Annotated in this window: 19 protein-coding genes; 4 read left to right on the forward strand and 15 right to left on the reverse strand. The window is 63.6% G+C overall.

Annotated features, from left to right (window positions below):
* The 3 genes from CRO48_RS03890 to CRO48_RS03900 are packed head-to-tail and all read left to right on the forward strand — an operon-like array spanning position 1 to position 3,058.
* On the forward strand, positions 1-936 hold the full coding sequence (locus CRO48_RS03890) for a transketolase (protein ID WP_097136482.1): 936 nt from the start codon (positions 1-3) through the stop codon (positions 934-936).
* 2 nt (positions 937-938) lie between these two features.
* Complete coding sequence (locus tag CRO48_RS03895) at positions 939-1,940, forward strand: transketolase family protein (RefSeq protein ID WP_097136484.1); 1,002 nt, start codon at positions 939-941, stop codon at positions 1,938-1,940.
* Complete coding sequence (locus CRO48_RS03900) at positions 1,940-3,058, forward strand: RuBisCO large subunit C-terminal-like domain-containing protein (protein ID WP_097136486.1); 1,119 nt, start codon at positions 1,940-1,942, stop codon at positions 3,056-3,058. The genes CRO48_RS03895 and CRO48_RS03900 overlap by 1 nt, the downstream gene beginning before the upstream one ends.
* A 445-nt stretch (positions 3,059-3,503) precedes the next feature.
* On the opposite strand, the gene fba is transcribed toward CRO48_RS03900, so the two are convergent.
* The 13 genes from fba to oiaX all read right to left on the reverse strand — a co-directional run bounded on the left by fba (position 3,504) and on the right by oiaX (position 20,557).
* Positions 3,504-4,550, reverse strand: coding sequence for a class II fructose-bisphosphate aldolase (gene fba, locus CRO48_RS03905; RefSeq protein WP_097136488.1), 1,047 nt, complete (start codon positions 4,548-4,550; stop codon positions 3,504-3,506).
* A gap of 415 nt (positions 4,551-4,965) precedes the next feature.
* The gene (gene repB, locus CRO48_RS03910) at positions 4,966-5,997 is read right to left on the reverse strand and encodes a plasmid partitioning protein RepB (RefSeq protein ID WP_245423415.1); all 1,032 of its coding nucleotides are present in this window, start codon (positions 5,995-5,997) and stop codon (positions 4,966-4,968) included.
* Positions 5,994-7,211 (reverse strand): plasmid partitioning protein RepA, encoded by a 1,218-nt coding sequence (repA, locus tag CRO48_RS03915; protein ID WP_097136492.1) that lies wholly within the window; start codon positions 7,209-7,211, stop codon positions 5,994-5,996. Before repA ends, repB begins: the two co-directional genes overlap by 4 nt.
* Before the next feature lie 367 nt (positions 7,212-7,578).
* A complete protein-coding gene (locus CRO48_RS03920; RefSeq protein ID WP_097136494.1) occupies positions 7,579-9,531 on the reverse strand; it encodes an AI-2E family transporter in 1,953 nt (650 codons plus the stop codon).
* A 217-nt stretch (positions 9,532-9,748) separates the two neighbouring features.
* Positions 9,749-11,614 carry a D-apionate lactonase gene (apnL, locus tag CRO48_RS03925; protein WP_097136497.1) on the reverse strand — a complete coding sequence of 622 codons (1,866 nt, stop codon included), beginning with the start codon at positions 11,612-11,614 and terminating at the stop codon, positions 9,749-9,751.
* Complete coding sequence (locus CRO48_RS03930) at positions 11,611-12,645, reverse strand: Gfo/Idh/MocA family protein (protein ID WP_097136499.1); 1,035 nt, start codon at positions 12,643-12,645, stop codon at positions 11,611-11,613. The genes apnL and CRO48_RS03930 overlap by 4 nt, the downstream gene beginning before the upstream one ends.
* A gap of 4 nt (positions 12,646-12,649) precedes the next feature.
* Complete coding sequence (locus tag CRO48_RS03935; RefSeq protein WP_097136501.1) at positions 12,650-13,714, reverse strand: ABC transporter permease; 1,065 nt, start codon at positions 13,712-13,714, stop codon at positions 12,650-12,652.
* Positions 13,714-15,258 (reverse strand): sugar ABC transporter ATP-binding protein, encoded by a 1,545-nt coding sequence (locus CRO48_RS03940; protein WP_097136503.1) that lies wholly within the window; start codon positions 15,256-15,258, stop codon positions 13,714-13,716. Before CRO48_RS03940 ends, CRO48_RS03935 begins: the two co-directional genes overlap by 1 nt.
* A gap of 1 nt (position 15,259) precedes the next feature.
* The gene (locus CRO48_RS03945; protein ID WP_097136506.1) at positions 15,260-15,907 is read right to left on the reverse strand and encodes a DUF2291 family protein; all 648 of its coding nucleotides are present in this window, start codon (positions 15,905-15,907) and stop codon (positions 15,260-15,262) included.
* 74 nt (positions 15,908-15,981) lie between these two features.
* Positions 15,982-16,923 carry a D-ribose ABC transporter substrate-binding protein gene (locus tag CRO48_RS03950; RefSeq protein WP_097136508.1) on the reverse strand — a complete coding sequence of 314 codons (942 nt, stop codon included), beginning with the start codon at positions 16,921-16,923 and terminating at the stop codon, positions 15,982-15,984.
* 82 nt (positions 16,924-17,005) lie between these two features.
* Positions 17,006-17,833 carry a phosphogluconate dehydrogenase C-terminal domain-containing protein gene (locus CRO48_RS03955; RefSeq protein ID WP_097136511.1) on the reverse strand — a complete coding sequence of 276 codons (828 nt, stop codon included), beginning with the start codon at positions 17,831-17,833 and terminating at the stop codon, positions 17,006-17,008.
* Between the two features lie 133 nt (positions 17,834-17,966).
* Positions 17,967-19,301 (reverse strand): four-carbon acid sugar kinase family protein, encoded by a 1,335-nt coding sequence (locus CRO48_RS03960; protein WP_097136513.1) that lies wholly within the window; start codon positions 19,299-19,301, stop codon positions 17,967-17,969.
* Between the two features lie 5 nt (positions 19,302-19,306).
* Positions 19,307-20,557, reverse strand: coding sequence for a 3-oxo-isoapionate-4-phosphate decarboxylase OiaX (gene oiaX, locus CRO48_RS03965; RefSeq protein WP_097136515.1), 1,251 nt, complete (start codon positions 20,555-20,557; stop codon positions 19,307-19,309).
* Between the two features lie 276 nt (positions 20,558-20,833).
* Here oiaX and CRO48_RS03970 point away from each other — a divergent pair, with 276 nt between their 5' ends.
* Positions 20,834-21,538, forward strand: coding sequence for a transcriptional regulator NanR (locus CRO48_RS03970; protein WP_097136517.1), 705 nt, complete (start codon positions 20,834-20,836; stop codon positions 21,536-21,538).
* A gap of 21 nt (positions 21,539-21,559) precedes the next feature.
* Here CRO48_RS03970 and dhaK read toward each other — a convergent pair whose 3' ends face one another.
* Together dhaK and CRO48_RS03980 are read right to left on the reverse strand one after the other, a co-directional pair.
* Positions 21,560-22,558: a dihydroxyacetone kinase subunit DhaK gene (gene dhaK / locus CRO48_RS03975; RefSeq protein WP_097136519.1), complete on the reverse strand. Its 999-nt coding sequence runs from the start codon at positions 22,556-22,558 to the stop codon at positions 21,560-21,562.
* 81 nt (positions 22,559-22,639) lie between these two features.
* The gene (locus CRO48_RS03980; protein ID WP_097136521.1) at positions 22,640-23,038 is read right to left on the reverse strand and encodes a hypothetical protein; all 399 of its coding nucleotides are present in this window, start codon (positions 23,036-23,038) and stop codon (positions 22,640-22,642) included.
* Position 23,039 lies beyond the last annotated feature (1 nt).

Here is a 23,039-nt window from a genome sequence, read left to right on the forward strand (position 1 = left end):
ATGAGCCTGCCCAACGAAAAATCCACCGATGAGATCGCGCTCGGCATCCGCCGGCGCGTGTTCTTCCACACGATGAAGCACAATGGCGGCTATCTCAGCCAAGCCTGCTCGGCCGCCGAAAGCCTTGCCCTGCTCTATAACGAGTTGCTCAATCTCGGCGAGCCGACCTTGCCGAAGGAGCCGCTGCCCTTCCGCGGCGTGCCCTCCGCGCACAACCCGAATGCCTTCACGGGCGCCGGTTACCACGGCCCTGTCGGTCCGGATTACGATCGCTTCTTCATCTCGCCCGCCCACTATGCGCTCGTCATCTACTCCGCGCTGATCGAGACCGGACGCATGGATGAACATGCGCTCGATCATTTCAACAAGGACGGCGGCTCGGTCGAGATGATCGGCGCAGAGCACAGCCCCGGCATGGAAGTGACAACGGGCTCGCTGGCGCAGGGCCTTTCCATGGCGTCGGGCGTCGCCTGGGCCCGGTTGAGGAAGAAGGAGCCCGGCAAGGTCTGGGTCTACATGTCCGACGGCGAGTTCCAGGAAGGCCAGACCTGGGAATGCCTAGCGGCGATGAGCTATCACAAGATCGACAATATCCGCGTCATCGTCGACGTGAACCGCCAGCAATGCGACGGCGCCATGTCCACGGTGCTCGATCTCGGTGATCTCGCCGCACGCGTTTCCGCCTTCGGTGTCACTTGCCGCTCGGTGGATGGTCATGATCTCAGCGCTCTGCGTGCAGCAGCCCAAAGCGCCGAAGCCGGCAAACCGCTGGTCATCCTCGCCAACACCTCGCCCTACCAGGGCATGGTGTTCCTGAAGAAGCGCTTTCCGCGCCTGCACTATGTCCGCTTCAAGAGCGCGGACGAACGGCTGGAAATGCAAACAGCACTTGCCGCCGAACTCGGCATCGATCCCACCGCGATGGAAGGGGCCTGACCATGGTCGAAATCGTCAACCGCCCCTATGGAAAGGCCTTCGAGGCCTTCGCCACGGCACGGCCGGAAGTGCTCTGCCTCTCCGCCGACCTCACCTCGTCCTGCGAAGTCGATGGATTTCGCGACCGGCATCCGGAACAATTCCTTTCGCTCGGCATGGCCGAGCAGAACATGCTCTCCTTCGCCGGCGGCCTTGCCATGCAGGGATACCGTCCGTTCATCCATACCTTCTCGGTCTTTCTCTATCGCCGGCCCTACGACCAGTTGATCAATTCCATCGCCTATTCCAACCGCAAGGTCAGGCTGATGGGGTTCCTGCCCGGCATCACCACGCCCGGCGGCATCACCCACCAGGCGATCGAGGACATTGCCGTGCTGCGCGCCGTGCCGAACATGACGATCCTCGAAACGGGTGATGCGACGGAAGTCGAAACCGTGCTCGAAGTCGCCGACAGCATCGACGGCCCGGTCTATGTGCGCGTCCTGCGCGGCGAGGTGCCCCGTCTCTTCGCGACTCCCTTCGAATTCAACCGGCTGCGCACGCTCTCGGAGGGCGACGACATCCTCGTCGTCTCCTCCGGCGTGTGCACGGAAGAGGCGCTGCGCGCCACCGGGCCGATCGCGGCACGCGGTGTCGGCATCCACCATCTGCATGCATCGACTTTAAAGCCGTTCGACCGGGACGGCCTCCTGAAAGCCGCGCACGGCAAGAAGGGCGTCGTCACGCTGGAGAACCACACCATCGTCGGCGGCCTCGGCTCGCTGGTCGCCGAAATCCTCGCCGAAGAAGGGCTCGGCATCCGTCTCAAGCGTCTCGGCCTGAACGACACCTTCGCCCATGGCGCCTCGAAACCCTATCTCATGAAGAAGTACGGGCTCGATGCCGGCGCGCTCGTCGCCGCCATCGAAGCCCTCATCGCCAGGCAACTCGCCATCGGCGAGGAGGAACTGGCAGAAGTTCGCCTCGACCATGTGCATTCCGCCCAGAAAGCCGAGGCCCTCTGATGGCAGAGCGCTTCACGGTTACCTATTTCGTGCGTGCCGCCGACCAGGCGGAGGCGAAGGCGCGGGCACTGGATATCGCGCTGGAGCAGACCGTGGAGATCCCGCGGAGCGTAGTACCGAAAGGCTATGTCGAAGACGAAATCCTCGGCCGTCTGGAAGACATGCAGAACGACCCGGAAGGCCGGGCAGGCTATCTCGCGACCATCTCCTATTCGGAGGACGACGTCGGCGGCGACTTCCTGCAGTTCCTCAACATCGTCTTCGGCAACAGCTCGATCAAGCCCGGCCTCAAGGTGGAGGATATCGGCCTCTCGCCTGGCTTGCTTGCTCTCTGCAAGGGCCCTCGCCACGGCATCGCCGGCTTGCGCGCGCGCGCCGGCATCGGCGAAGAGCCTTTGCTGATGTCGGCGATCAAGCCGGTGGGCTTGCCTACCGTGGCGCTTGCCCGCCTCGCCCGTGATTTCGCGCTGGGCGGCATGCATTATGTCAAGGACGACCACGGTCTCGTCGATCAGAAGCCCGCGCCCTTCGGCGAGCGGCTAAAAGCCTGCGTCGAGGCCGTCGGTGAAGCAAATGCGAAAAGCGGTGGCCGAACGAGCTTCGTTCCCAACATCACCGGCCCTGCAACCGCGATTATCGAGCGGGCAAGGCAGGCGCAGGAATGCGGGGCCGGCGGCGTCATGCTCGCGCCGGCGCTCGCCGGCTACGATGTCGTGCGCGCCCTTGCTGCCGATCCGGATTTCACTTTGCCGATTGTCTCGCATCCGGCCTTTTCCGGCGCCAACGTGGTTTCTCCCGATTGCGGCTTTTCGCACCGGACCTTCTACGGCACGTTGCACCGCCTGATGGGCGCCGATGCCGTGATCTACCCGAATTTCGGCGGCCGCTTCGGCTTCACCCGCGAAGAATGCCTGTCGATCGCAGCCGCCTGCGCGGTGAACATGGGGGGCCGGAAGGCTATCGTCCCCGCCCCGGGCGGCGGCATGACCGTCGCCCGTGTGCCCGAAATGCGCGATGCCTACGGCAACGACGTCATGTACCTCATCGGGGGCGCATTGCTTCAGGAATCCCGCCTGACAGACGCCTGCCGCCGACTGGTAGCCGCCGTCCACGCCTGACCGGCTACAGGCTTCACCCGGCGTTCTGCGCCGATCAGGCCGCGCGACCGGAGCGTCCGCGCGACGCCCGGTCGGGCAGATCGCTCGTCGGCGCATCCATCAGGGAAGCAAGGCAGGCACGCATGCGCCGCCACCACCCACAATTTTGGTGGAAGCGGGAACAATTGAACGGGCGGTTAAGATATTGATTTAATGCGGATGGCGCCAGGTTATGAAAGAGAATCGGGCAATCACTTTCTCTACCAACTGTTAACCATAATCGGGGCAGCCCAAAATAGGTGGTCTTAGAGCCGCAGGCCGGCGCGACGGTATGTTGAAGCCGCGCTCGGGGAGCACCACGCCCTCCCCTCTCAGGCCGACACCGCGCCCCAAAGAGGCCCGCTTGGAGGGAGGCAGGCGCGGAAGAGGCAGGGAAACCCGCCTCTCCTCGTCGTCGAGCGTAAGCTTACTTTGCTGACGCGTAGAACTTTGCCATATCCGGAAGCCGCTTCACGCGGATCTTGGAGGCCTTGCCGGCCGTCCGGAAAGCCTCGAAGCGTTCCTTGCAAACTTCCGCCATCAGCGCGGTCGCAGGCTTCAGGTAGTTGCGCGGGTCGAAATTCTCCGGGGCCTCGGCAAAGCTCTTGCGGATCGTGCCCGTCATCGCCAGGCGCAGGTCCGTATCGATGTTCACCTTGCGCACGCCGAGAGGGATCGCCTTCTGGATCTCCGAGACCGGCACGCCCCAGGTCGGCTTCATCTGGCCGCCATAGCTATTGAACAGGTCCTGAAGCTCCTTCGGAACGGAAGACGATCCGTGCATGACGAGATGCGTGTTCGGCAGCTTCTTGTTGATCCTGGCGATCGTCTCGATCGAGAGGATCTCGCCGTCCGGCTCGCGGGTGAACTTGTAGGCGCCGTGGCTGGTGCCGATGGCGACGGCCAGAGCATCCACACCGGTCTTGCTGACGAAGTCCAGTGCCTGGTCCGGGTCGGTCAGCAGTTCCTCACGCGACAGCTTTCCCTCAAAGCCGTGGCCGTCTTCCTTGTCGCCGGCACCGGTCTCGAGGTTGCCGAGACATCCAAGCTCGCCCTCCACGGAGACGCCGGCCGCATGAGCGATTTTCACCACTTCGGCGGTAACGTCGACGTTGTATTCGTAGCTTGCCACGGTCTTCCCGTCGGCCAGCAGCGATCCGTCCATCATCACCGACGTGAAGCCGTTAGTGATGGCCGAGATGCAGGTCGAAGGCTGATCGCCGTGGTCGAGGTGAAGGCAGACAGGAATATGCGGATATTCTTCGGCAGCACCGAGGATCAGGTGACGCAGGAAGGCGTCACCGGCATAGGCGCGCGCACCGCGGCTTGCCTGAAGGATCACCGGCGAATCGGTCGCGTCGGCGGCGCGCATCACGGCCTGGATGTATTCAAGGTTATTCACGTTGAACGCAGGCAGCGCGTAATCGTTCTCCGCAGCATGATCGAGCAACTGCCGCATTGTAATCAACGCCATTCCGTATCTCCCTTTTCCAGTCGGATTACCATGATGCTTGGCACTAATCACAGAAGCGACGGGCCACGCAACAGCCCCACCGGCAAAACAGTTTAACCCAAATCGATTGAAACGATATCAAATCGATTAGTAAGAAAATTCAAGGCCTTGGTATCCACATGAAGACACATGCCTGTCGCAATTCGGACGTGTCGCTCATCGAGGCGGCGCCCGGAGGCAACGATGTGAAGGTCATTTACAGCCCGATCGGCCATTTGCGCGGCCCTTGGTGTTACAGTTGATACGCCGTAGAATTTTTCGCTTTATTTTCAGTGGAATAGGGGCGTTTTACAGACTCAGCCCTTGTGCCGCGCGGCGGAATCGGACTCACGGCCTGCCGCAACCGGGCGAGGAGGGGCTCCTCGCCCGCAGACCTTTAGCCGCGCTCCTGTTCGAAGCGCGTCACGAGTGACGGTAGCTCCCGTGCCAGCCATTCCGCAAAGCCCGGATTCTGACGCTCGTCAACCGCGAAACGGGTCACCTGTCCCGCCCGTTCGATTGCAACGGCCTCCTGCCCTGCCCCGCCCTTGATAATGCTCCTCGCGGGCGCAGGCTTCTCCTTCGCGTCCAGCAGCGACAGCAGCATCGAGAAGCGTGCATCGCTGTCTGCGGCGAGCCACTTTTCGGAAGACATCAGCCCATTGGCCGCCGAGGAACGCGCGGCCGGAAGCTTGCGGTCGACAAAATGCGCAGCAAGCTTTTCCCATTTCGGGCGGCCGGTCTTGGGTGCAGGTCCGATCTTGCGAACGATCTCCATCGACAGGTTGCTAGCCAGCGACGTCAGGATCGAGATGTAGGCCAAGCCCTTGTCCTCGCTGCGGCCCAGGGCGGCCGCGATCGTCTGGCGGTCGAAGCTGCGCTCCTTCAGCTCCTGTGCAAACAGCGCCTGCTCGATGAAGGACAGATCCTTGCGTTCGCTGTTCTCCTTGCCCTGCGCAATAACCAGCGCGTCGTCCGAAAGCGGTCGGACGATCGCCTTCACTGCACGGTTCAACTGGCCCGCAGCCTTCCATCGGCGATGGCCGTAGGCAATCTGGTAGCGACCGTTCGCAACCGGATGCGGACGGACGAGGATCGGCACCTGCTGCCCATGCTCGTCGATGCTGCGCACGAGATCGGCGAGACCGGGGTCGACCTGATCCTCCATCCGATCGCGCACGAAGGACGGCTCGATCTGATCCGGCGCAATCTCCACCACCGCCTCGGAAGCGGCAAGCTGGTCGCGGAGGCGCGTATTCTCGTCTTCGATCGCCGAAAAGGAGTCCTGCATCGACCGCACGGCGCCGGAGGATACGCGACGGCCGGCCTGCGACAGCGGGGAGGGCGCCACAGTAGCGGCAAGCTCCTCGGGATTGATGCCGCCGAACATGGCTTTCATTCTTTTGGAGCGATCACTGGCGCTGTTCATTTGCGTCCCCAGACTGTCTTGATGTGACGGAAGATTTCGGCGTTGACGGCATCGACCGATTCGAGCGCACGGTTCAGCGTATCACGACCGACGCTTCCGCGGGTCATCTCGTACAGGCTCTTCTTCTCCAGGCCCGCACTCGCGATCGCCGTCGTATCGACCACCGAAGCAGCCAGCACGTCCTGGCCGAACAGGGACCGCAGCAGCGCCACCACATTCACCTGCGGCACGTCATGCGGATTGTGGCGGGTCAGCACGTAACGGATGAAGTCGTGCTCCAGCGAGCCACCCGCGTCCTCGATGACGCCGAGCAAATCGCTCGTCATCGCGAGGAACTGGTTCATCGAAGCCACGTCGAGCATGGCGGGGTGGACGGTGATGAGGAGACCGGTCGCCGCATAGAGTGCGCCCAGCGTCAGGTAGCCAAGCTGCGGCGGCGCGTCGATCAGCACGACGTCATAATTGTCCTCCACCTCCGCAAGCACCGTCTTCAGCCGGCGGAAGAACATGCCCTCGCCGCGCGAGAGGCCCTTGGCGATCGCCTGCGGGGTCTCGTGCTCGTACTCCATCAGCTCGAGGTTGCCCGGCACGATGTCGACGCCATCGAAATATGTCCTGCGAATGACCGCGGAGAGGGGAACGCGCTCGTTCTCGTCATAGCGGATCGCCGCATAGAGCGTCTGGTTGGCATCTACGTCGAATTCCGGCTGGTAGCCGAACATCGTCGAGAGCGACGCCTGCGGATCGAGATCGATCGCCAGGACGCGCAGCCCCTGCAGGGCAAGGTAGTGCGCCAGGTGCACCGTCGTGGTGGTCTTGGCCGATCCGCCCTTGAAGTTCGCAATCGCCAGCACCTGCAGCTTGTCGCCAGGGCGTCGGCGCGGAAGGAAATCCAGCCCCTCCGACGGACGACGATTGGCCAGGTAGGCGCGAATTTCGTTCAGCTGCGGCAGCGTGTAGACGCGGCGGCCGTTGTCCTGCCGGTCCGGAATCACCGCCTCGCCATCCAGCGACATCTGGCGCAGGGTGGATTCGGCAATGCCAAGCAAGGCGGCCGCATCCTTCGACGAAAACGTTCGGAGCGATTTCATCGCCTCCGGGGGATACATCTGCTGGCGGAGGTTCTGCAGTTGAACTGAGAGGAGTTGCGAATGCCGCATAATCCGGTCAGCCGAGGAGGGCAGGTCGGGAGATTGTCTGAGAACGTTGTCCATGATTGTCCGACGGTTAATTGAGGAAAGTCGGGAAAATTCCGTCGCGACCGTTTTCAACTGATTTGCGCGTCTGGTCAAACAGTTTATCGTTAACGAAAAGTAAAGAGCGCGTTCAACGCGGTCCGAACAAAAGGGGAACACCCAAGTGCCAGAAGGGGAGGGGAGAAACAAGCTGGCTGCCTGCCAGCACGCATCGTCATTGAGACAAGTCGAGCTTCGCCGTTCACATCGACCGCCGCGCGACCGCCAGCGGCACAAAACATGTGCAGCAAGTGCCGCCAAGCGCAGGCACGAAAGAGGGGAGGGACGGCGAAGTGTTGCCTTCCGCCACCCGCCGAGGAACAGGCCCTCCAGCGGGTGCCCGTCATCATCGGAGGCTAACCACCTTCGCGCGTTCCGGCACCAGCCGCTTCCTGCTGCGGATCTTCTCCGGCGGCGCCAGCGGGACCGCAGGTGCCTGCGTCAGCGCTGCAATTGCCGCCTCCGTCATCCCGGCGCAGAGGAAGTCAGCGTCAAGCGCGATACCTGACGGCACTGCGCCAGCGGAACCTTTCGCCTTCTGTTCGTCGGCCTCACTCCACATCACCACGCCGACGCGCAGGCCCGCGCTGATCCGCTTGAAGCGACGCACCGCGAAACGCGCCTGCCGCGTCGATTCCCGATTGAGGTAGCAAAGCACGATCGTGTCGAGATCGGCAACCGGCAGGGCCCGAATGTGGGAGGGGTCGATCTGGCGGAAGCTCTCCGCCTTCGCATCCGCCCCTTCCACGCAAAGTACCTGCGCCAGCATGGCCGCCGTCACGTCATCGAGGTCGCCGCGGCCGCCGACGCAGAGAATGCGAGCCCCCTTGCCGGAGAGCGCCTCGGCGCCCGTGTCGCCCGTCTCGTCGTCGGTCAGCACGCTCTCGCCGTCATCGTCGTCCGCCTCCTGCGCGGCAATGTCTCCCATGTTGGCCACGAGCGCCATGGCGCTTTCGGCCAGCCGCAGGCGCTGCTCCTCGCTCATCACGCCACGGGCACGGTCGCGCTCCGCCAGGATCAGCGCGGGAATGGCGACCTTGTCGTAGTAGTCGATGAGGTAGTCCTCTTCGAGCATCTCTTCGGCCTGGTCCGTGGCCTCATCCGGATCACCCGCGAGCAGCCGCTGGTAGAGGCGCGCATGCGGCGCGAGCACCGGGTCACTGCCGAAGAGCACCTGCAGGAAGCCGAATTGCGGAACATGCGTGCCGAGAACCACCAGGCAGACGGTCAAAGGCGTCGACAGATCCAGCCCCACCGGGCCCCAGATCCACGCCCAGAAGATCGCAGACACGATGATCGCAAGCGGCGACAGACCGGTCTTCGAGCCATAGAGGGTCGGCTCGACGACATTGTTGATCACAAGTTCCATGACCACGAAAAGAAGCGCCGTCCACACCAGCATCGACCAACCGGGATCGACGGCAACGGCCAGAAACAGCGGCAAGATCATCGCGATGATCGGCCCGATATAGGGGACGAACCGGAATATGATGGCGAGGAGGCCCCATAGAATCGCATTCGGAATTCCGATCAGCCAGAGGCCTATCGCCACCGGAACGCCGTAGAGCACGTTCACGACGAGCTGCATGAGCAGGTAATGTCCGACGCGCGTGCCCGCATCCTCCAGCGCCTCGGTCGTCCGGTGAAGATCGCCATAGCCCACAAGCCGGATGAACCGGTCGCGCAAGTCCTCGCGCTCCAGCAGCATGAAGATAACGACGACAATAACGAGGCCGGCCATCGCAACTGGCGCAATCAGCGGAGCGATCAAATTCGTCAAGACCTGGATCGGGTGATCGGGCGCGTAGATCTCGACCAGCACCGGCTCCGCGCGCGTGGCCGCCTCACCGTCCGGCGCCGCCGTTTCCGACCGGCTCATCTCCCGGCTGATCCGCTCGAAGATCGCTGAAAGCCGTCCCACTATTCCGGTGCCTGAACCGGCCTCGCGCATCGCCTCGATCTTCGTCACGACATTGGACTGGTAGGCCGGTATGTTGCGCGCCAGATTGGTCACCTGAAGGGCGATGACAAGGCTGACGACAGCAATCAGCGAAAACGCCATGAGCGCTGTCGATATCACAGCAAGCAGGCGCGGGAACCCAGCCCTGCGCAGGGCGGTGGCGACCGGCGCCAGAGCGAAGGTGAGAAGAAGCGCAATCGCGATCGGCAGGAAGACATCGCGCGCGAGATAGAGCATCGCCACGCCGCCGACGAAAGTCAGGAGCGTCGGCATGTTGGGCCGCGCCCCCTGCAGGCTCGGCACCTCCAGATTGCGGTATGCGTTTGTTCCGTCTGCCATGCGGCGCCCTCCGTTCCACGAGCAAATAGAACGACAGGCGCAGCAGGCAAGCAGGGACCCGCGCATTTGGCTGTAGCGCCGACCCCGGGGCAGAAGAGCTGGGAGCCAGCACGCAGGCCGGCGCACCGGATACCGCGCCTTGAGCGACGAACGGCCGCCCGACCGTCCTCAACCCTCATGCGGGGAAGGCCGAAGTACCAGCGCGGGACAGTCCGGTCTATCCCGGCAAGGGAATGGTTCTCGTGGCATAGGCGCCGAGCACGACTTGGGGCCCATCCGTTCCCGCCTCACGCTGAAACGCGCGGAGTTCAACAGTCTGCTCGCGTGGGGTGAGATTGACCAGCAGAAGGCGCGAGCCACCGTCAGACTGCGCGATCATCGCCTGTACGTCCGACGGCGCCGACGACCGGCATTGCTGCCAGGGCCGTGCGGCAAGCTCAGACAACATCTTCACCGTTCGAAACAGCGGCCGCGTCGCTCCAGCCGGCATCGGCTCGCCATCCTGCGCGACGAGGCCGAACGAGCCGGTGAGCGCGGAAAGCGTGAGGCATTCCAGATCGGCATCCAGCACCCCGATCGCATAACCCAGTGCGAAGGCTTCCGCGAACATCCCATTATGCCTGGGGTCGCGGTTCGCCATGGGGACACGCCCGAGACGCGGATTATCCATCGTCCGGCTGCCGTAGGGGTTCTGGCGCATCGGAATGGTCGATGGCCCAATCCGGTAAGGCTTGTCGCCGTAGATCGCTCTTACCGAGCGGGTGATGAAGGGCAGCGCCTCCAGCGTCTGCATCACGCTCAGGTCGTCGGCTGCGTGCACGATCGGATTTGTGCAGTGGGAGACGAAGGAAAGGGCTTCAGCGGGCACCCGCTTGCGGTTCAGCTCGGTAAAATAGCTGAGCATGCCGCCGCCGACGCGGATGTCGGGGAATGCGGCATGCGCCGCCGCGTAGAGCTCTTCGAGGGGAGGGCACTCGGGCCATTTGCTGCCCGGCGGCGTCGACTGCCGATCGGCGGCAGGCGAAATCAGGATCGCGTCAGGCCGGAAGCCGGCTTCCCGCATCTGCCGTGCGATCTCTGCAGTCTCGGTGGCCGGCGTTGCCCGGCAGGGGAGGGCTATTTCCAGCGTCTTCCGGCCGCCGTGAATGCCGGCAACAGCAGCAAAATCGGATAGTGCGGTTCTGCCGTGTCCGGCAGCGGGATCGAAATGGAACAGCAACTCCTGCGGAGCGATCTCCGCCAGGAGCGCATGGGCGGCAAGCGTCGTGCGCGCTTCCTCCGGGGTCACGACCAGACCGATCGCAGGCATTCGGCCGGTCCGTTCACCCGCTTCGACGACAACGGCTCCGGCGGCCTGCTCCGCCACCGGGACGGTCGCCGCACGCCTGTCTTTGATGGCCAGCACGATCCGCTGGCGCACGGTATCACCCGCGTCAATTCTGTAGGGCCACGGCAGGGCGAGCGGCCGGACATAGGTCTTGTAGGACGCGTCGGACCAGTTGCGCTGGTCTTCCATCTCGAACGTATCCCCCTCCATCCGGCATTCCGCCGAAACACCGGCAACCACGGTATGCGTGATCGCGCGCATGTCCTTGAAGGGCTGCCACGGCTCGATGAGATCGGGGAAGCGGGTTTCGTCACGCCTGCCGTCGACGTGCTCGACGACAACGGGGCTGCCTGCAACGCCAATGATCGGATGCAGGATGCAGAAGCCGCAACGGTTCGTCTCGAACCCGGTCGGAGAGGTTGCCTCTGCCTCGAAGGTCAGCTCACTTTCGCTGGCGACAATGCGCACGTCGATCGACAGCTTCGTGCCCTCCGGACCATCGCATTGCGCGCGATAGGTGACGGTGAAGCCGCCCTCCGATCGGGCGATCGAAAGATCCTCGATCCCGGGGCTGTAGGTTCCCCAATCGGGATCGCGCACGAGATAGGAAACCGCGCGCAGGACCTCGACGCCGCCATAGGTTATGGTGCGGAGATTGCCGTCCGCGAGATCGGCTGCAAGCCGCCCCGCCGCAAGCCGTACCGCAGGCTTTTCCGCCTCCTTCGTGCCGTAGAGCTGGAACGGATCTGCGTTCATTTCAGCATCGCTTCGATATCGACCGCACCGCCCGAAGCAGCGCTCTCATAGGCCGCCTCAACCAGCGCAAAGGTCTTGAGATTGTCCGCCCCGGAAGTGGAGGTTTCGCCGCCGTTTCTCAGGCGTTCGGCCCAGTGCTGCTGGATCGCAAAGACGCTCTCCTGGATGTTGTGCCAGGGCCGCGAGGCCCAGGAGAGAAGCTGCGGCGAAACATCGTAAGCGGTCGTCCCGTCCGCATTGGTGATCTCCAGCCGGTAGCCCTGCGACAACCGTATCGTCCCGTCTGTGCCGTCGAGCTCAACGAGCGTTTCGGGGAAGGGCTCCGTGCCGAGTTTCGTCGCATAGCTGACGTCGACGATGGAGGTTGCGCCGTTTTCGTGGTCGAGCAGGATGGTCGCCACGTCCTCGCCCTTGATCTTCGGGTTGACCCGCCGCGTCCGCGCCGTCAGGCGCGTTACGTCGCCGAGGATGTAGCGGGCGATGTCGAGCGTATGGATGCCGAGATCCTCGATGATGAAGCGCTCGCCTTCGGCGAGATAGGGCTGACCGGAAAAGACGTCAAAGCCGGAGCGGAATGAAAAGCGGCCCCAGAACGGAGTGCCGATCGCACCAGCGTCGAGCGCCTTGCGTACCGCCTGGATCGGCGTCTGCCAGCGGAAGTTCTCATGCACCATCAGCGGCACCCCCGCAGCCTTGCAGGCGGCGACCATCGCCTTTGCATCGGTCAGCGTCTTGGCGAACGGCTTCTGGCAGATCGCCGCAATCCTGTGCGCCGCAGCCATCTCCACCAGCGCGCGGTGGCTGTGGACGGTGGTGGCGATATCGACGAAGTCGAAGCCGCCATCGCCGAACATCTCGGCCGCGTCGCTGTAGCGACGCTCGATGCCGAACTGGTCGCCGACGAGCTTCAGCCGTTCGGGATCGCGATCGCAGATCGCCACAATTTCCGTATCCGGGACATCGGTCCAGGCGTGCATCTGGTTGACGGCAAAGAAGCCGCAGCCGATGAGGGCACCACGTAGTCCTGCCATGCGATCAGTCCTTCTTCGCGAGCTGCATCAACGCGACCCGCTGCTGCAGCCGGCGCTGCGCCTGGTCCACCACGACGGCGACGATGATGACGATACCCTTGATGACCATCTGCCAGAAGGAGGAAACGCCCATCATCACCAGGCCATCAGAGAGAATGCCGATGACGAAGGCGCCAATGATCGTGCCGCCGATGGTGCCGCGTCCGCCCGACATCGACGTACCGCCGAGCACAGCCGCCGCAATGGCGTTCAGCTCGAACGAGTTGCCGGTGGCCGGATGCGACGCCATCAGTTCGGAGGAAATCACGATGCCGACGATCGCGGCGCAGAAGCCGGAGAACATGTAGACGAACATCTTCACCCGGTCGACCTTGATGCCGGACATGCGGGCGGCGCGTTCATTGCCGCCGACGGCGAAGATCTGGCGGCCGATCGGCGTGTATTTCGCGATATAGGCGGCGGCAAGCGCGACGACGACGAGGATCCAGACCGACACGGGCAGGCCGAAGATGCGGCCGGAACCGAGGAAGGCAAATCCGGTTGTTCCGAGATCCGGGTTGCCGACGAGGTTCGGAAAGGTCTGGCCGTCCGACGACAGCAGGGCGAAGCCGCGCGCGACATAGAGCGTGCCGAGCGTCGCGATGAACGGTGCAACGTTGAGCTTGGTGATCAGAAGGCCGTTGACCGCGCCGATCGCGACGCCGACCAGAAGGGTGATGATCGCCACCTCGACGATGTTGAAATAGACCGTGTACCCGATCTGCAGATCGATGCCGTGTAGGATCAGGCCGCCCGCCACCATGCCGCACAGGCCGACGATCGAACCGACCGAAAGGTCGATGCCGCCGGTGATGATGACGAACGTCATGCCCATGGCGAGGAAGGCGTTCAGCGCCACGTGCTTCGACATCAGGATGATGTTCGCCGTCGACAGGAAGTTCGGGGCGAAGATGGAGAAAAAGGCGATGACGGCGAAAAGCGCGATAAAGGTGCGCAGCTTCATCAGCGTCAGCAGCATCGAACCGCCGTCGCCTGCTTGAGCGTTCTGGGTCGTGGTTACCGTGGTCATCAGGCGAATTCCCTTGTCGATTTATGGCCTTCCGATGCGGCCTTGACGATCATCTCCTCGGTAGCCTCCGCCCGATCGATGACCTTGGTGATCTTTCCGTTGCTCATCACCGCGATGCGGTCGGAGAGCGCCATGACCTCTTCGAGGTCGGACGTCGAAAACAGGATGGCCAGACCTTCGCCCGCGAGGCGACGCATGGTGCGGAAGACGTCCGCCTTGGCGCCGACGTCGATGCCGCGGCTCGGCTCGTCCATCAGCAGAACCTTCGGATTGGTCATCAGCGCCTTGCCGATAACCACCTTCTGCTGGTTGCCTCCGGACATGGAGGTGACGTCGAATTCCGGGTTCGGCGCCTTGATCGAGAGGTCGTTGATGGCCTCCCTGATGGCAGCCTGCTCGCGCTGGCCGCTGATGTGGAAACCGAAACGGGTCAGTTTCTGCAGACTTGCAAGCGTGAGATTTGCGGCGATGGAAAGAACCTGTACGAGCCCCTCGCGCTGGCGGTCTTCCGGGATAAGCGCAAGGCCGCGCTTGATCCGCGCCGGCGTGTCCCGCTCGATGATCTCCTTGGCGCCGACGAAGATCCTGCCGGTGGAGTGCGGATGCTGCCCCATGACGCATTCGAAGAACTCGCTGCGCCCGGCCCCCATCAGGCCGTAGATGCCGAGCACCTCGCCGGCACGGACGGAAATCGAGACGTGATCGACGGCAAGGCCGCCTGTCTTGCGCGGCAGGCTGATGTCCTCGGCGCGGAAGGCCTCTCCGCCCAGCTTGTGATCGACCGACTTGGCGAAGTCCTTGGCGTCCGAACCGATCATCGAGCGGACGATCCACTTGGTATCGATGTCCTTCACCATCGCCTGGCCGGTGATCTGGCCGTCACGCAGCACGGTGATGTAGTCGCCGATCCGCATCAGCTCTTCCAGCCGGTGCGAGATGTAGACGATCGCGACGCCTTGCGCCTTCAACTCGCCGATGACCTTGAAGAGGATGTCGACTTCCGCGGCCGACAGCGCCGACGTCGGCTCGTCGAGGATGAGAATGCGGGTGTCGAGGGATATGGCCTTCGCGATTTCGACCAGCTGTTGCTGCCCGATCGGCAGGTCTTCGACCATCGTTTCAGCGCTGATGCCCGCGTCCAGCTTGTCGAGATAGTGATTGGCCCGCTCGACCTGTGCCTTGTGGTCAATGCCGCGCACGCCGCGCACGATCTCGCGGGTGGCGAAGATGTTCTCGGCGACCGAAAGATTGCCGAACAGGTTGAGTTCCTGGAACACCATGCCGATGCCGTGTTTCTGGGCATCGGCCGGAGAGTTGAACTCGACCTCTTTGCCTTCCAGCAGGATGCGGCCGAGGGAAGGCTTCTCCACGCCTGCGATCATGCGCATCAGCGTCGACTTGCCCGCGCCGTTCTCGCCGACCAGCACGTTCACGGCGCCGCGCCGCAGGGCAAGGTTTGCATGCTTGACGGCGACGATGCCGGAATAGACCTTCGTCACGTCGTCCAGCTTGAGGATGATGTCCCCTTCCTCGATCTCCGCCATCTCAATCCCCGATCGTGATTGTCGCCGGCGTCAGAAGCGGTAGCTGTCCCTTCGCCGGAAGCGGATAGGCGCCGACGGCTTCGACCTTCCTGCCTTCCAGCCCTTCGCGCGGGAGCTTGTCCAGCGTCACCGCGTTCAGGTGGTTGTTGAAGGCCTTGCCGAATTCCGCCCACTGGATCTGGTTCTTGAACTCGTTGAAATTGACGAAGTTCAGGCTGTCGCGGATTGCCGTGCCCTTGATGACCGGGCCGATCTGGATGCGCACATCGGCCTTGCCGTCACCATCGATATCGGTGTCGAGGTAGGCAGCGCGCGATTTAGTCTCGGCCTTGACGACCGTGCCCGACACCTTGGCCGCGAACGTCCACGGCGCACTTCCCTGTTCTTCCTTGTGACCGTACTTGGCGCCTGCGGCAGCGGCATCGCTGCCCGCCAGCGCAGCAACCTCCTGGAAGTTGCCGGCTCGCTGGTCAAGGTAGGGGAGCACCTTCGGCTCCCAGAGCTCGCTTGCCTGCCGTTCGGGATTGAACCCGCCGCTTGCGGCTTCGGCCGCTTCTTCCGCCGTTGGCGTCTTGATGATCTTGCAAGCCGACAAAGCCAGCGCGAGCGCGACCACAGCGGTCAGCGTCCCAGTCCGGATGAATGGCATGGAAACTCACTCCGTCATAAAATTATGCGGCCGCGAGGTGGATCGCTCCACCCCGCAGCCTATCCTGGGAGGATTTAGTCCTTCAGCGCGAAGGTCTCGAGCTGATCGGCATTGTCGGCCGTAATCAGCACGCAATCCATCAGCTGCTTTTCTTCGGCCGGGCCCTTGCCGGTCTTGATGTATGTGTCTGCCTGATCGACAGCCATCTGTGCCTGCGCATAGGCCGGCTGCAGGACGGTGGCCTTGATGCCGCCGGCCTTGATCGAGTCGCGCACGTCGTTGGAACCGTCGAAGCCGACGACGATGACGTCCTTGCGGCCGGCGGCCTGGAGGGCTGCGATCGCGCCCATGGCCATCGTGTCGTTGCCGGCGATGACGCCCTGAATGTCCGGGTTGGCCTGCAGGATGGTCTCCATCTTGGAGTAGCCTTCCGTCTGGCTCCAGTTGGCCGACTGCTGGGCGACCATCTTCATGTCCGGATATTCGTCGATGATGTCGTGGTAACCCTTGGAGCGGATGCCAGCGTTGAGATCGGCTTCGCGGCCGAGCAGCTCGACGTAGTTGCCCTTCTCACCCATCAGGCGGACGAATTCTTCCGCCCCGAGCTGGGCGCCCTGGTAGTTGTTGGAGACGATCTGCGACACGGCCACGCCGGTAGCGTTGATCTCGCGGTCGATCAGGAACGAGGGCACGCCCGCGTCCTTGGCCTTCTGGACGGCGGCGATCGAGGCTTCCGAACCGGCGTTGTCGAGGATGATCGCCTTGGCGCCGCGGCCGATGGCGGTGTCTATCAGCTGCGACTGCTTGTTGGCGTCGTCGTCATGGACGAGGACCAGCGTCTCGTAGCCGAGCTCCTTCGCGCGGGCCTCGGCGCCGACGGCTTCAGCCTTGAAGAACGGGTTGTCGTGCGAGGGGGTGATGATCGCGATCAGGTCGGCGGCGTAGGCCGGCATCGCGGTGCCGAGCGCCAGGGCTCCGGCAAAGGCGGCAAGGGTCAGTCTGCGGGTCAGTTTCATGGTTTTCCTCCCAGTATGAAACGTCCAGCCCCGTCCTCATCGGGGCGAAAGGGGAGGGGCCCGAAGGCCCCTCCTGAGGGCATCAGGTGATACGACGAATGCTCTCGGCGATCTCCTGAGGTTCGAAAACGTTCTTCCAGTCGTCCCGCATCAGCGCGGGGATACCGAACTCGATGGCCTTGTTGCAGGCATCCGAGAAGACGCCCGGCGTCTCTTCGAAGATGACCGCGCCGAGCACGTTCATATGGCCGAGCAGGAAGTCGCGCGCGGCTTCCTTGTCGACGCCGCGGCGGACACACTCGTCCATCGCCTGGCGCATGACGACCAGAAGCGAGGCGCAGACGGTTTCCGACAGGCCCGGTTCCAGCATCGCCATCTGCCCGACAGTGACGCGGTGCGAGCGCATGACCGGCGCCCAGATGACCTTGGCGATTTCCTCGCCCAGCGCATAGGCTTCTTCCGGACCCTGCATCAGGGCGGAGACAATGTGCTGCTTGGCCGCGATGCCGCCGAAGAAGTCGCGCTTGGCCGCCGGATCCGTCTCGTCGTTGAAGATCGGCGGGTGGCAGGGGTGCGTGACGAAGTAGGTGAGGTCGGCACGCTCGGGCAGGTGGCCGGCGAACGGGGCTGCTGCGTCGAGCGCCACGACCATCGTGCCAGGCTTCAGCTTGTCGACGATGCCGGCCGCAACCTTGCCGATCGCCGTGTCCGGCACCGCGAGGATCACGACCTCGGCACCGTTCAGCGCATCATCAGCAGAGACGCAGGAAAGGCCGAGATCGTCCTTAAGACGCGCTTTGCCAGCATCGCTGACTTCGACATGCCGCACGTCGAAGCGCGAGCCTTTCAGGTTCTTGGCGAGCCGGTAACCCATTTTTCCGCCGGCGCCGAAGAGAGCAATTGCAGTCATGTTTCCTCACCTCAAGGTGTTTTAGATTTGGTAGCGTAACTGGTATGATGAGTCAATCACCATGCCATTACATGCGCGGTAAAGTTAAGGCATCCTGGCCGATGCAGCCGGGCCGCCGTGCCGAGTTTCTCGTTCAAGCTCTCCTTCCATCGCGGATCTGCGCGAAGTAGCCGTCCGTGCCGATCTGACCGCCCTTCAGCGCGATCTGCAGGCCGTCCGTCGGCGCATGGCTGCCATGGGCGGTGCACAGCGGCGAGCCGGGCGTCTGCGGCAGCGGCAGAAGCGTCGTCAAAGCCTCGACGCGCAGTTCCTTCAGGGCATGGCTCGACGTGTCACCGCCGGCGATGACGGCGCGCGAGAGATCTTCGACCTCGACGAGGCGGCGAAGGATCGTTCCCAGCGCCTGGCCGAGCCGATGGCGGGCGCCCGGCAGGCGGTCGATTTCCGATCCGCGGTCGGCGGCTGGTCCGAGCGCGGTGTGCAGGATAACACTCCGCCCTGCCTTCAGCCCCTCGAGTCCCGACGCCACGGCTTCCTCGATCGCCCTGTCGCCGCTCTCGCCGACGAGCGAGACGGGGTCGAGGTCGATGTCCTGGAAACCGTCGGCGATCGCCGTGCGGATCTGTCTTTCCGTCGTAGGCGAGACGCTGCCGGATACTACGGCCAACCGCTCGACCTTGCCGGGCTCGGCAAATTCGACCGGGTTGCCGATGACGCCGCTCTGGCGCCAGGCACTGAGCAAGGCATATTCGACCCCGGACGACCCCGCGACGAAATAGCCGCCGTCCTGCTTGAGCCGCCACAGTTGCCGGCCCGCAGCCGCCTGGGATTCGGTCGAATCCACATCAAGGATCAGGATGCCGGCATCACCTGCAAGGATCGCATCGACACGCGCATCGGCATCGGAAGCCGCAATCGTCGCCAGATCGGCGAGCGCGACGGGGAGGGTCGTCTGCTTTCCGAGATGCAGCGCAAGGTCGGCCTCGTCCATCGGCGTGACCGGATGGCGGCTCATCACCGGATGGCGGTCGATGCGGTAGACCTGCCCCTGATAGGCGGCGAAGAGATGGCCGAAGGCGGTGTAGCGCCGCAGTTGCGGAGCGCCCACGATCACTGGCACGGCCGGCTGACCGAACAGGGCCTTGCCGATCTCGATCGCCTTGCCGATGTTGCCGACACGCGGGCTGGAATCAAAGGTGGAGCAGACTTTGTAATGGCAGATCGCCGCTCCGAGCGACTTCAGCCAGCCAAAGGCCGGAACGAGGTGCTCCTGCATCCATTCCGGCGTCTCGCTGCGAGAGGTGCCAGCAATGCCGATCGCACGGCAATCCTTGAAGCGCTCGAGGATGCCGGCGTCCGGAATCCCGAGAAACAGGACCGTCTCGATGCCGTTCGAGGCAAGCGATTCCATCACGTCGGCCGAACCGGTAAAATCGTCGCCATAGTAGCTGACGAGGGGGCTGCTCATTCCAGTTACTCCTTGCCGCCGCCAAACTTTGCGAGCGAGGCGGCAAGTTCGGGGTGGTCCTTCGCATATTCTTCAAGCGGGATGTCCGTCACCGCGGCCTGCCAGGCCTGCTGCACCGCGCGTACGCCGGCCGCCGGTCCGCCCGGATGGCTGACGATGCCGCCGCCACAGAGGTAGAGCAGATCCGTCGTGCGGCCTGTCCGCTGGTAGGTCTCCGGCGCCTGCCCGCCCCACTGGCCGGAACCAGCGACCGGCAAGGGACAATCGGAGGAATCGAAGAGCGGCGCGCTGACCGCCTTGAACGATTCGACGAAACTTTCGTCCGGCTCCCAGTACTTGATCCGGATGCCGTTGATCTGGAACTGGTCAACGCCGAGGAGGCGCCAGAACTGCTGATAGACCTTGAAGTCCATGCCAGCGCCGGGAGCCCTCGTGAGCACGTCCCAGCCGTTGCGGTGAGCGTGCAGCACAAGGCCCGATCGCTTTCTCAGAAAGCTCATGCCGCCGAAGCCGATCGAATTGATGTTGACGACGGCGCAATTTCCACCCGCCTTCAAGACGAGATCGTGATTGCGCATCATCTCGTCGGGGTCGGCATGCGAGATGCCGAAAGCGTACATCACCTTCTTGCCCGTCTTTTGCTCGTGATCAAGGATACGGGGCATGATCGCCGCCACACGCTCGGCAAGTGGCGAATAGGCGGGACTCATCAGCTTCTCGTCGTCCTTGATGAAGTCGACGCCGGACTCGATCAATTCGCCCACGAGTTCGGCAGTCTCGTGCGGACGCAGCCCGAGGGCGGGCTTGACGATGGTTCCGATGATCGGGCGCTTCTCGACGCCCGCCAGACGCCGGCTCCCCTCGATCCCGAACTGCGGCCCGGGATGGGCACCGCGAAAGGCTTCCGGCAGCTTCATGTCCACGACACGGATGCCGGTCATGCCCTTGATTGAATAGACGCCGCCTACGGCGATCGTCATCAGGGCGGCGAGATCCGTTCCGATCGCGTCCAGAGGAAAGGCGATATCGACATCGGCCCGGTTCAGCTTCACGCCGGGGGCCACTTCCGGCCATGTCGGCGCATACGTCTCCTCCAGCGGCCGGATCGCCAGAACGCGTGCCGCGACACGCTGCTTCAGCTCCTCGGTCTCTCCGGGGACAGGCACGAATGTACCGGTCGACTGGTCGCTGGCGATCTTGTCCGCCATCGCCGCGACACTGCCGGGCGTCTCGATGCGGTAGGTCAGCGTAATCATGAAATTGCCGTTGCTCCTCCTCGCCACGTCACTTTGCCATGGCGTCAACTCGTGATCTGGTATAATGAGTATTCCAATTTCTGCAACGGAAAATTTCCGGGCGGCCGGATATCCACCGCTGTCCTTTGCCGTCCGTCTGCGAAAGTGCTAGCGCTTGGCCCCTCAAGGTCGATGTCGATTCAGGGACAGTCAGGCGCACATCGAATGTGTTGCAGCGCCTCCGCACTTATGACGGGCGGCGCCGCAGGGGAGGCAAGATTGAGACAGCGAGACGCCATGATCCAGGTCAGCGAACCGATTGTTCGTCGGAAGCTTTCCGACGAAGTGTTCGACCGACTGGAGCGTATGATCACTTCCGGCGAGTTGAAGCCCGGTGACGAAATGCCTTCGGAGCGGGTTCTCATGGAGCGCTTCGGCGTCGGCAGGCCTGCCATCCGCGAGGCCATGCAGTCGCTTGCCAACATGGGGCTCGTCAACATCTCGCACGGCGAGCGCGCCAAGGTGCAGAAGGTCACCGCGCGATCGATCTTCCGCCAGGTTGATCTGACCGCCAAGATCATGTTGTCGCAATCGACCGACAGCCTCGAGCACCTGAAAAGCGCGCGCATCTTCTTCGAACGCGGCATGGCGCGGGAAGCGGCGCAGCGGGCGAAGCAGAGCGACATCGCCGAACTGCACGCCATCATCGAGCAACAGCGCGCGTCGCTCGGAGACGCCGAAGCCTTCATCTCCGCCGATATGCAGTTCCACACACGCATAGCGCAGATTTCCGGCAATCCCATCTTCATCGCCGTCAGTGAAGCGATGCTGGCCTGGCTGAGGGAATATCACACAGACATGCTGATCTGGACCGGCAAGGAGAAATTCACGCTGGTCGAGCACGAGGAGATTCTCGCTCGCCTCGCCGCCAACGATGCGGACGGCGCCGAGGCTGCCATCCTGAAGCACCTGGAGCGGTCACGCTCGCTCTACAACAAGTAGCCGGCGACCGCCCCGACGGGTTCAACACCCCCAGCGAAGCGCCGGCGCGGCCACCGGCGCATCCCAGAAATTCAGGCGATCGGCGTCCAGGACCGACAACGTCACGGAAAGTCCGGCCATGTCGAGCGACGTCACATAGGTGCCGACCAACGATCGCGCAACGACAAGGCCCCGCGCCTCCACCAGCTTTCGAACGGCGCCATACATCAGATAGAGTTCGGAAACCGGCGTGCCACCGAAGCCGTTGACGAAGAGCAGCGTCCGGCTGTCTCGCGGAGCCGCGAGTTCGGCGAAGAGCTCTTCACATATCAGTGCCGCAATCGCATCCGCGTCCCGAAACGCGATCCGCGACCGACCCGGTTCGCCGTGAATGCCGACACCCAGCTCCATCTCGTCCGGCCCGAGCGAAAAGGTCTGGCGGGCGGATTCCGGCACCGTCGCCCCCCTGAGCGCGACCCCCATGCTGCGCGTCGCAGCGACCGTCCGCGCCCCGAGCGCCTTCAACTCCTCAAGCGAGTGCCCGGCCTCGGCCGCTGCCCCCACCGTCTTCTCGACGATCAGCGTGCCCGCGACGCCGCGCCGTCCCGAACTGCGCGCCGCCTCATAGGCCGCGATGTCGTCATTGACGATGACCGTCTCGATGCGGTGGCCGGCTTCGATCGCCATTTCGGCCGCCATGTCGAAGTTCATCACGTCGCCATCGTAGTTCTTGACGATCAGCAGCACCCCCGCACCGGTATCGCATTCCGCGATCGCGTCGAGGATCTGGTTCGGCGTCGGCGAGGTGAAGACATGGCCGACGCAGGCCGCATCGAGCATGCCGTGCCCCACCAGCCCCGCATGCATCGGCTCATGTCCGGCACCGCCTCCGGAAATGACGGCAACCTTCCCGGGTTGCAACTGGCGGCGGCGGACATTGCGGCTGCCGTTGCCGAACGTCAGCACGTCGTCGTGAGCCCGCACGAAACCCTCCAGGCTCTCGGCAACGATCTGGTCCGCCCGGTTCATGAACTTCTTCATGCTCCTCCTCCGCGCAGGCACGATCCTAGATCAAGCCCGCCCTCCACCTCAAGCGGCAGCCGTCCGCCGGCCGGCGCTCGCCTAAAGCAGGCCGCCAAGCCTTGCGATGAACTCCGACACCGCCTCGTCGAATTGCCTGTTCTTCCGTTCGTCCCCCAGATCCGGCACCATCAGCGACAATGTGCGCAAGCCGTCGGTGGCGGCGACTTCGGGCAGCTTGCCGGGGTGCGCCTGCTCGTAGGCCGTCAGAAATCGTTCCTGCTCCGGCGGGCTCATGTGGCAAACCCGGAAGATTGTCGCCAGGTGGCGGGCGGGCAGGGGGGTCGGGTAGCCGGGACTGGTGATCTGCGTGACGAAGCTGCGGTGCTTGCCCAAGGCGGCGGCCAGCCGCTGGCGCGTGCCGGAAGGCCGGCTGTCGATGATATCAGCCAGGATCGCCTTGTAGGCGACCGTTGCATCGTCGCTTGTCTCGCGTGCCATC

Origin of the sequence: Rhizobium subbaraonis (genome assembly GCF_900220975.1) — a bacterium.
Taxonomy (GTDB): domain Bacteria; phylum Pseudomonadota; class Alphaproteobacteria; order Rhizobiales; family Rhizobiaceae; genus Mycoplana; species Mycoplana subbaraonis.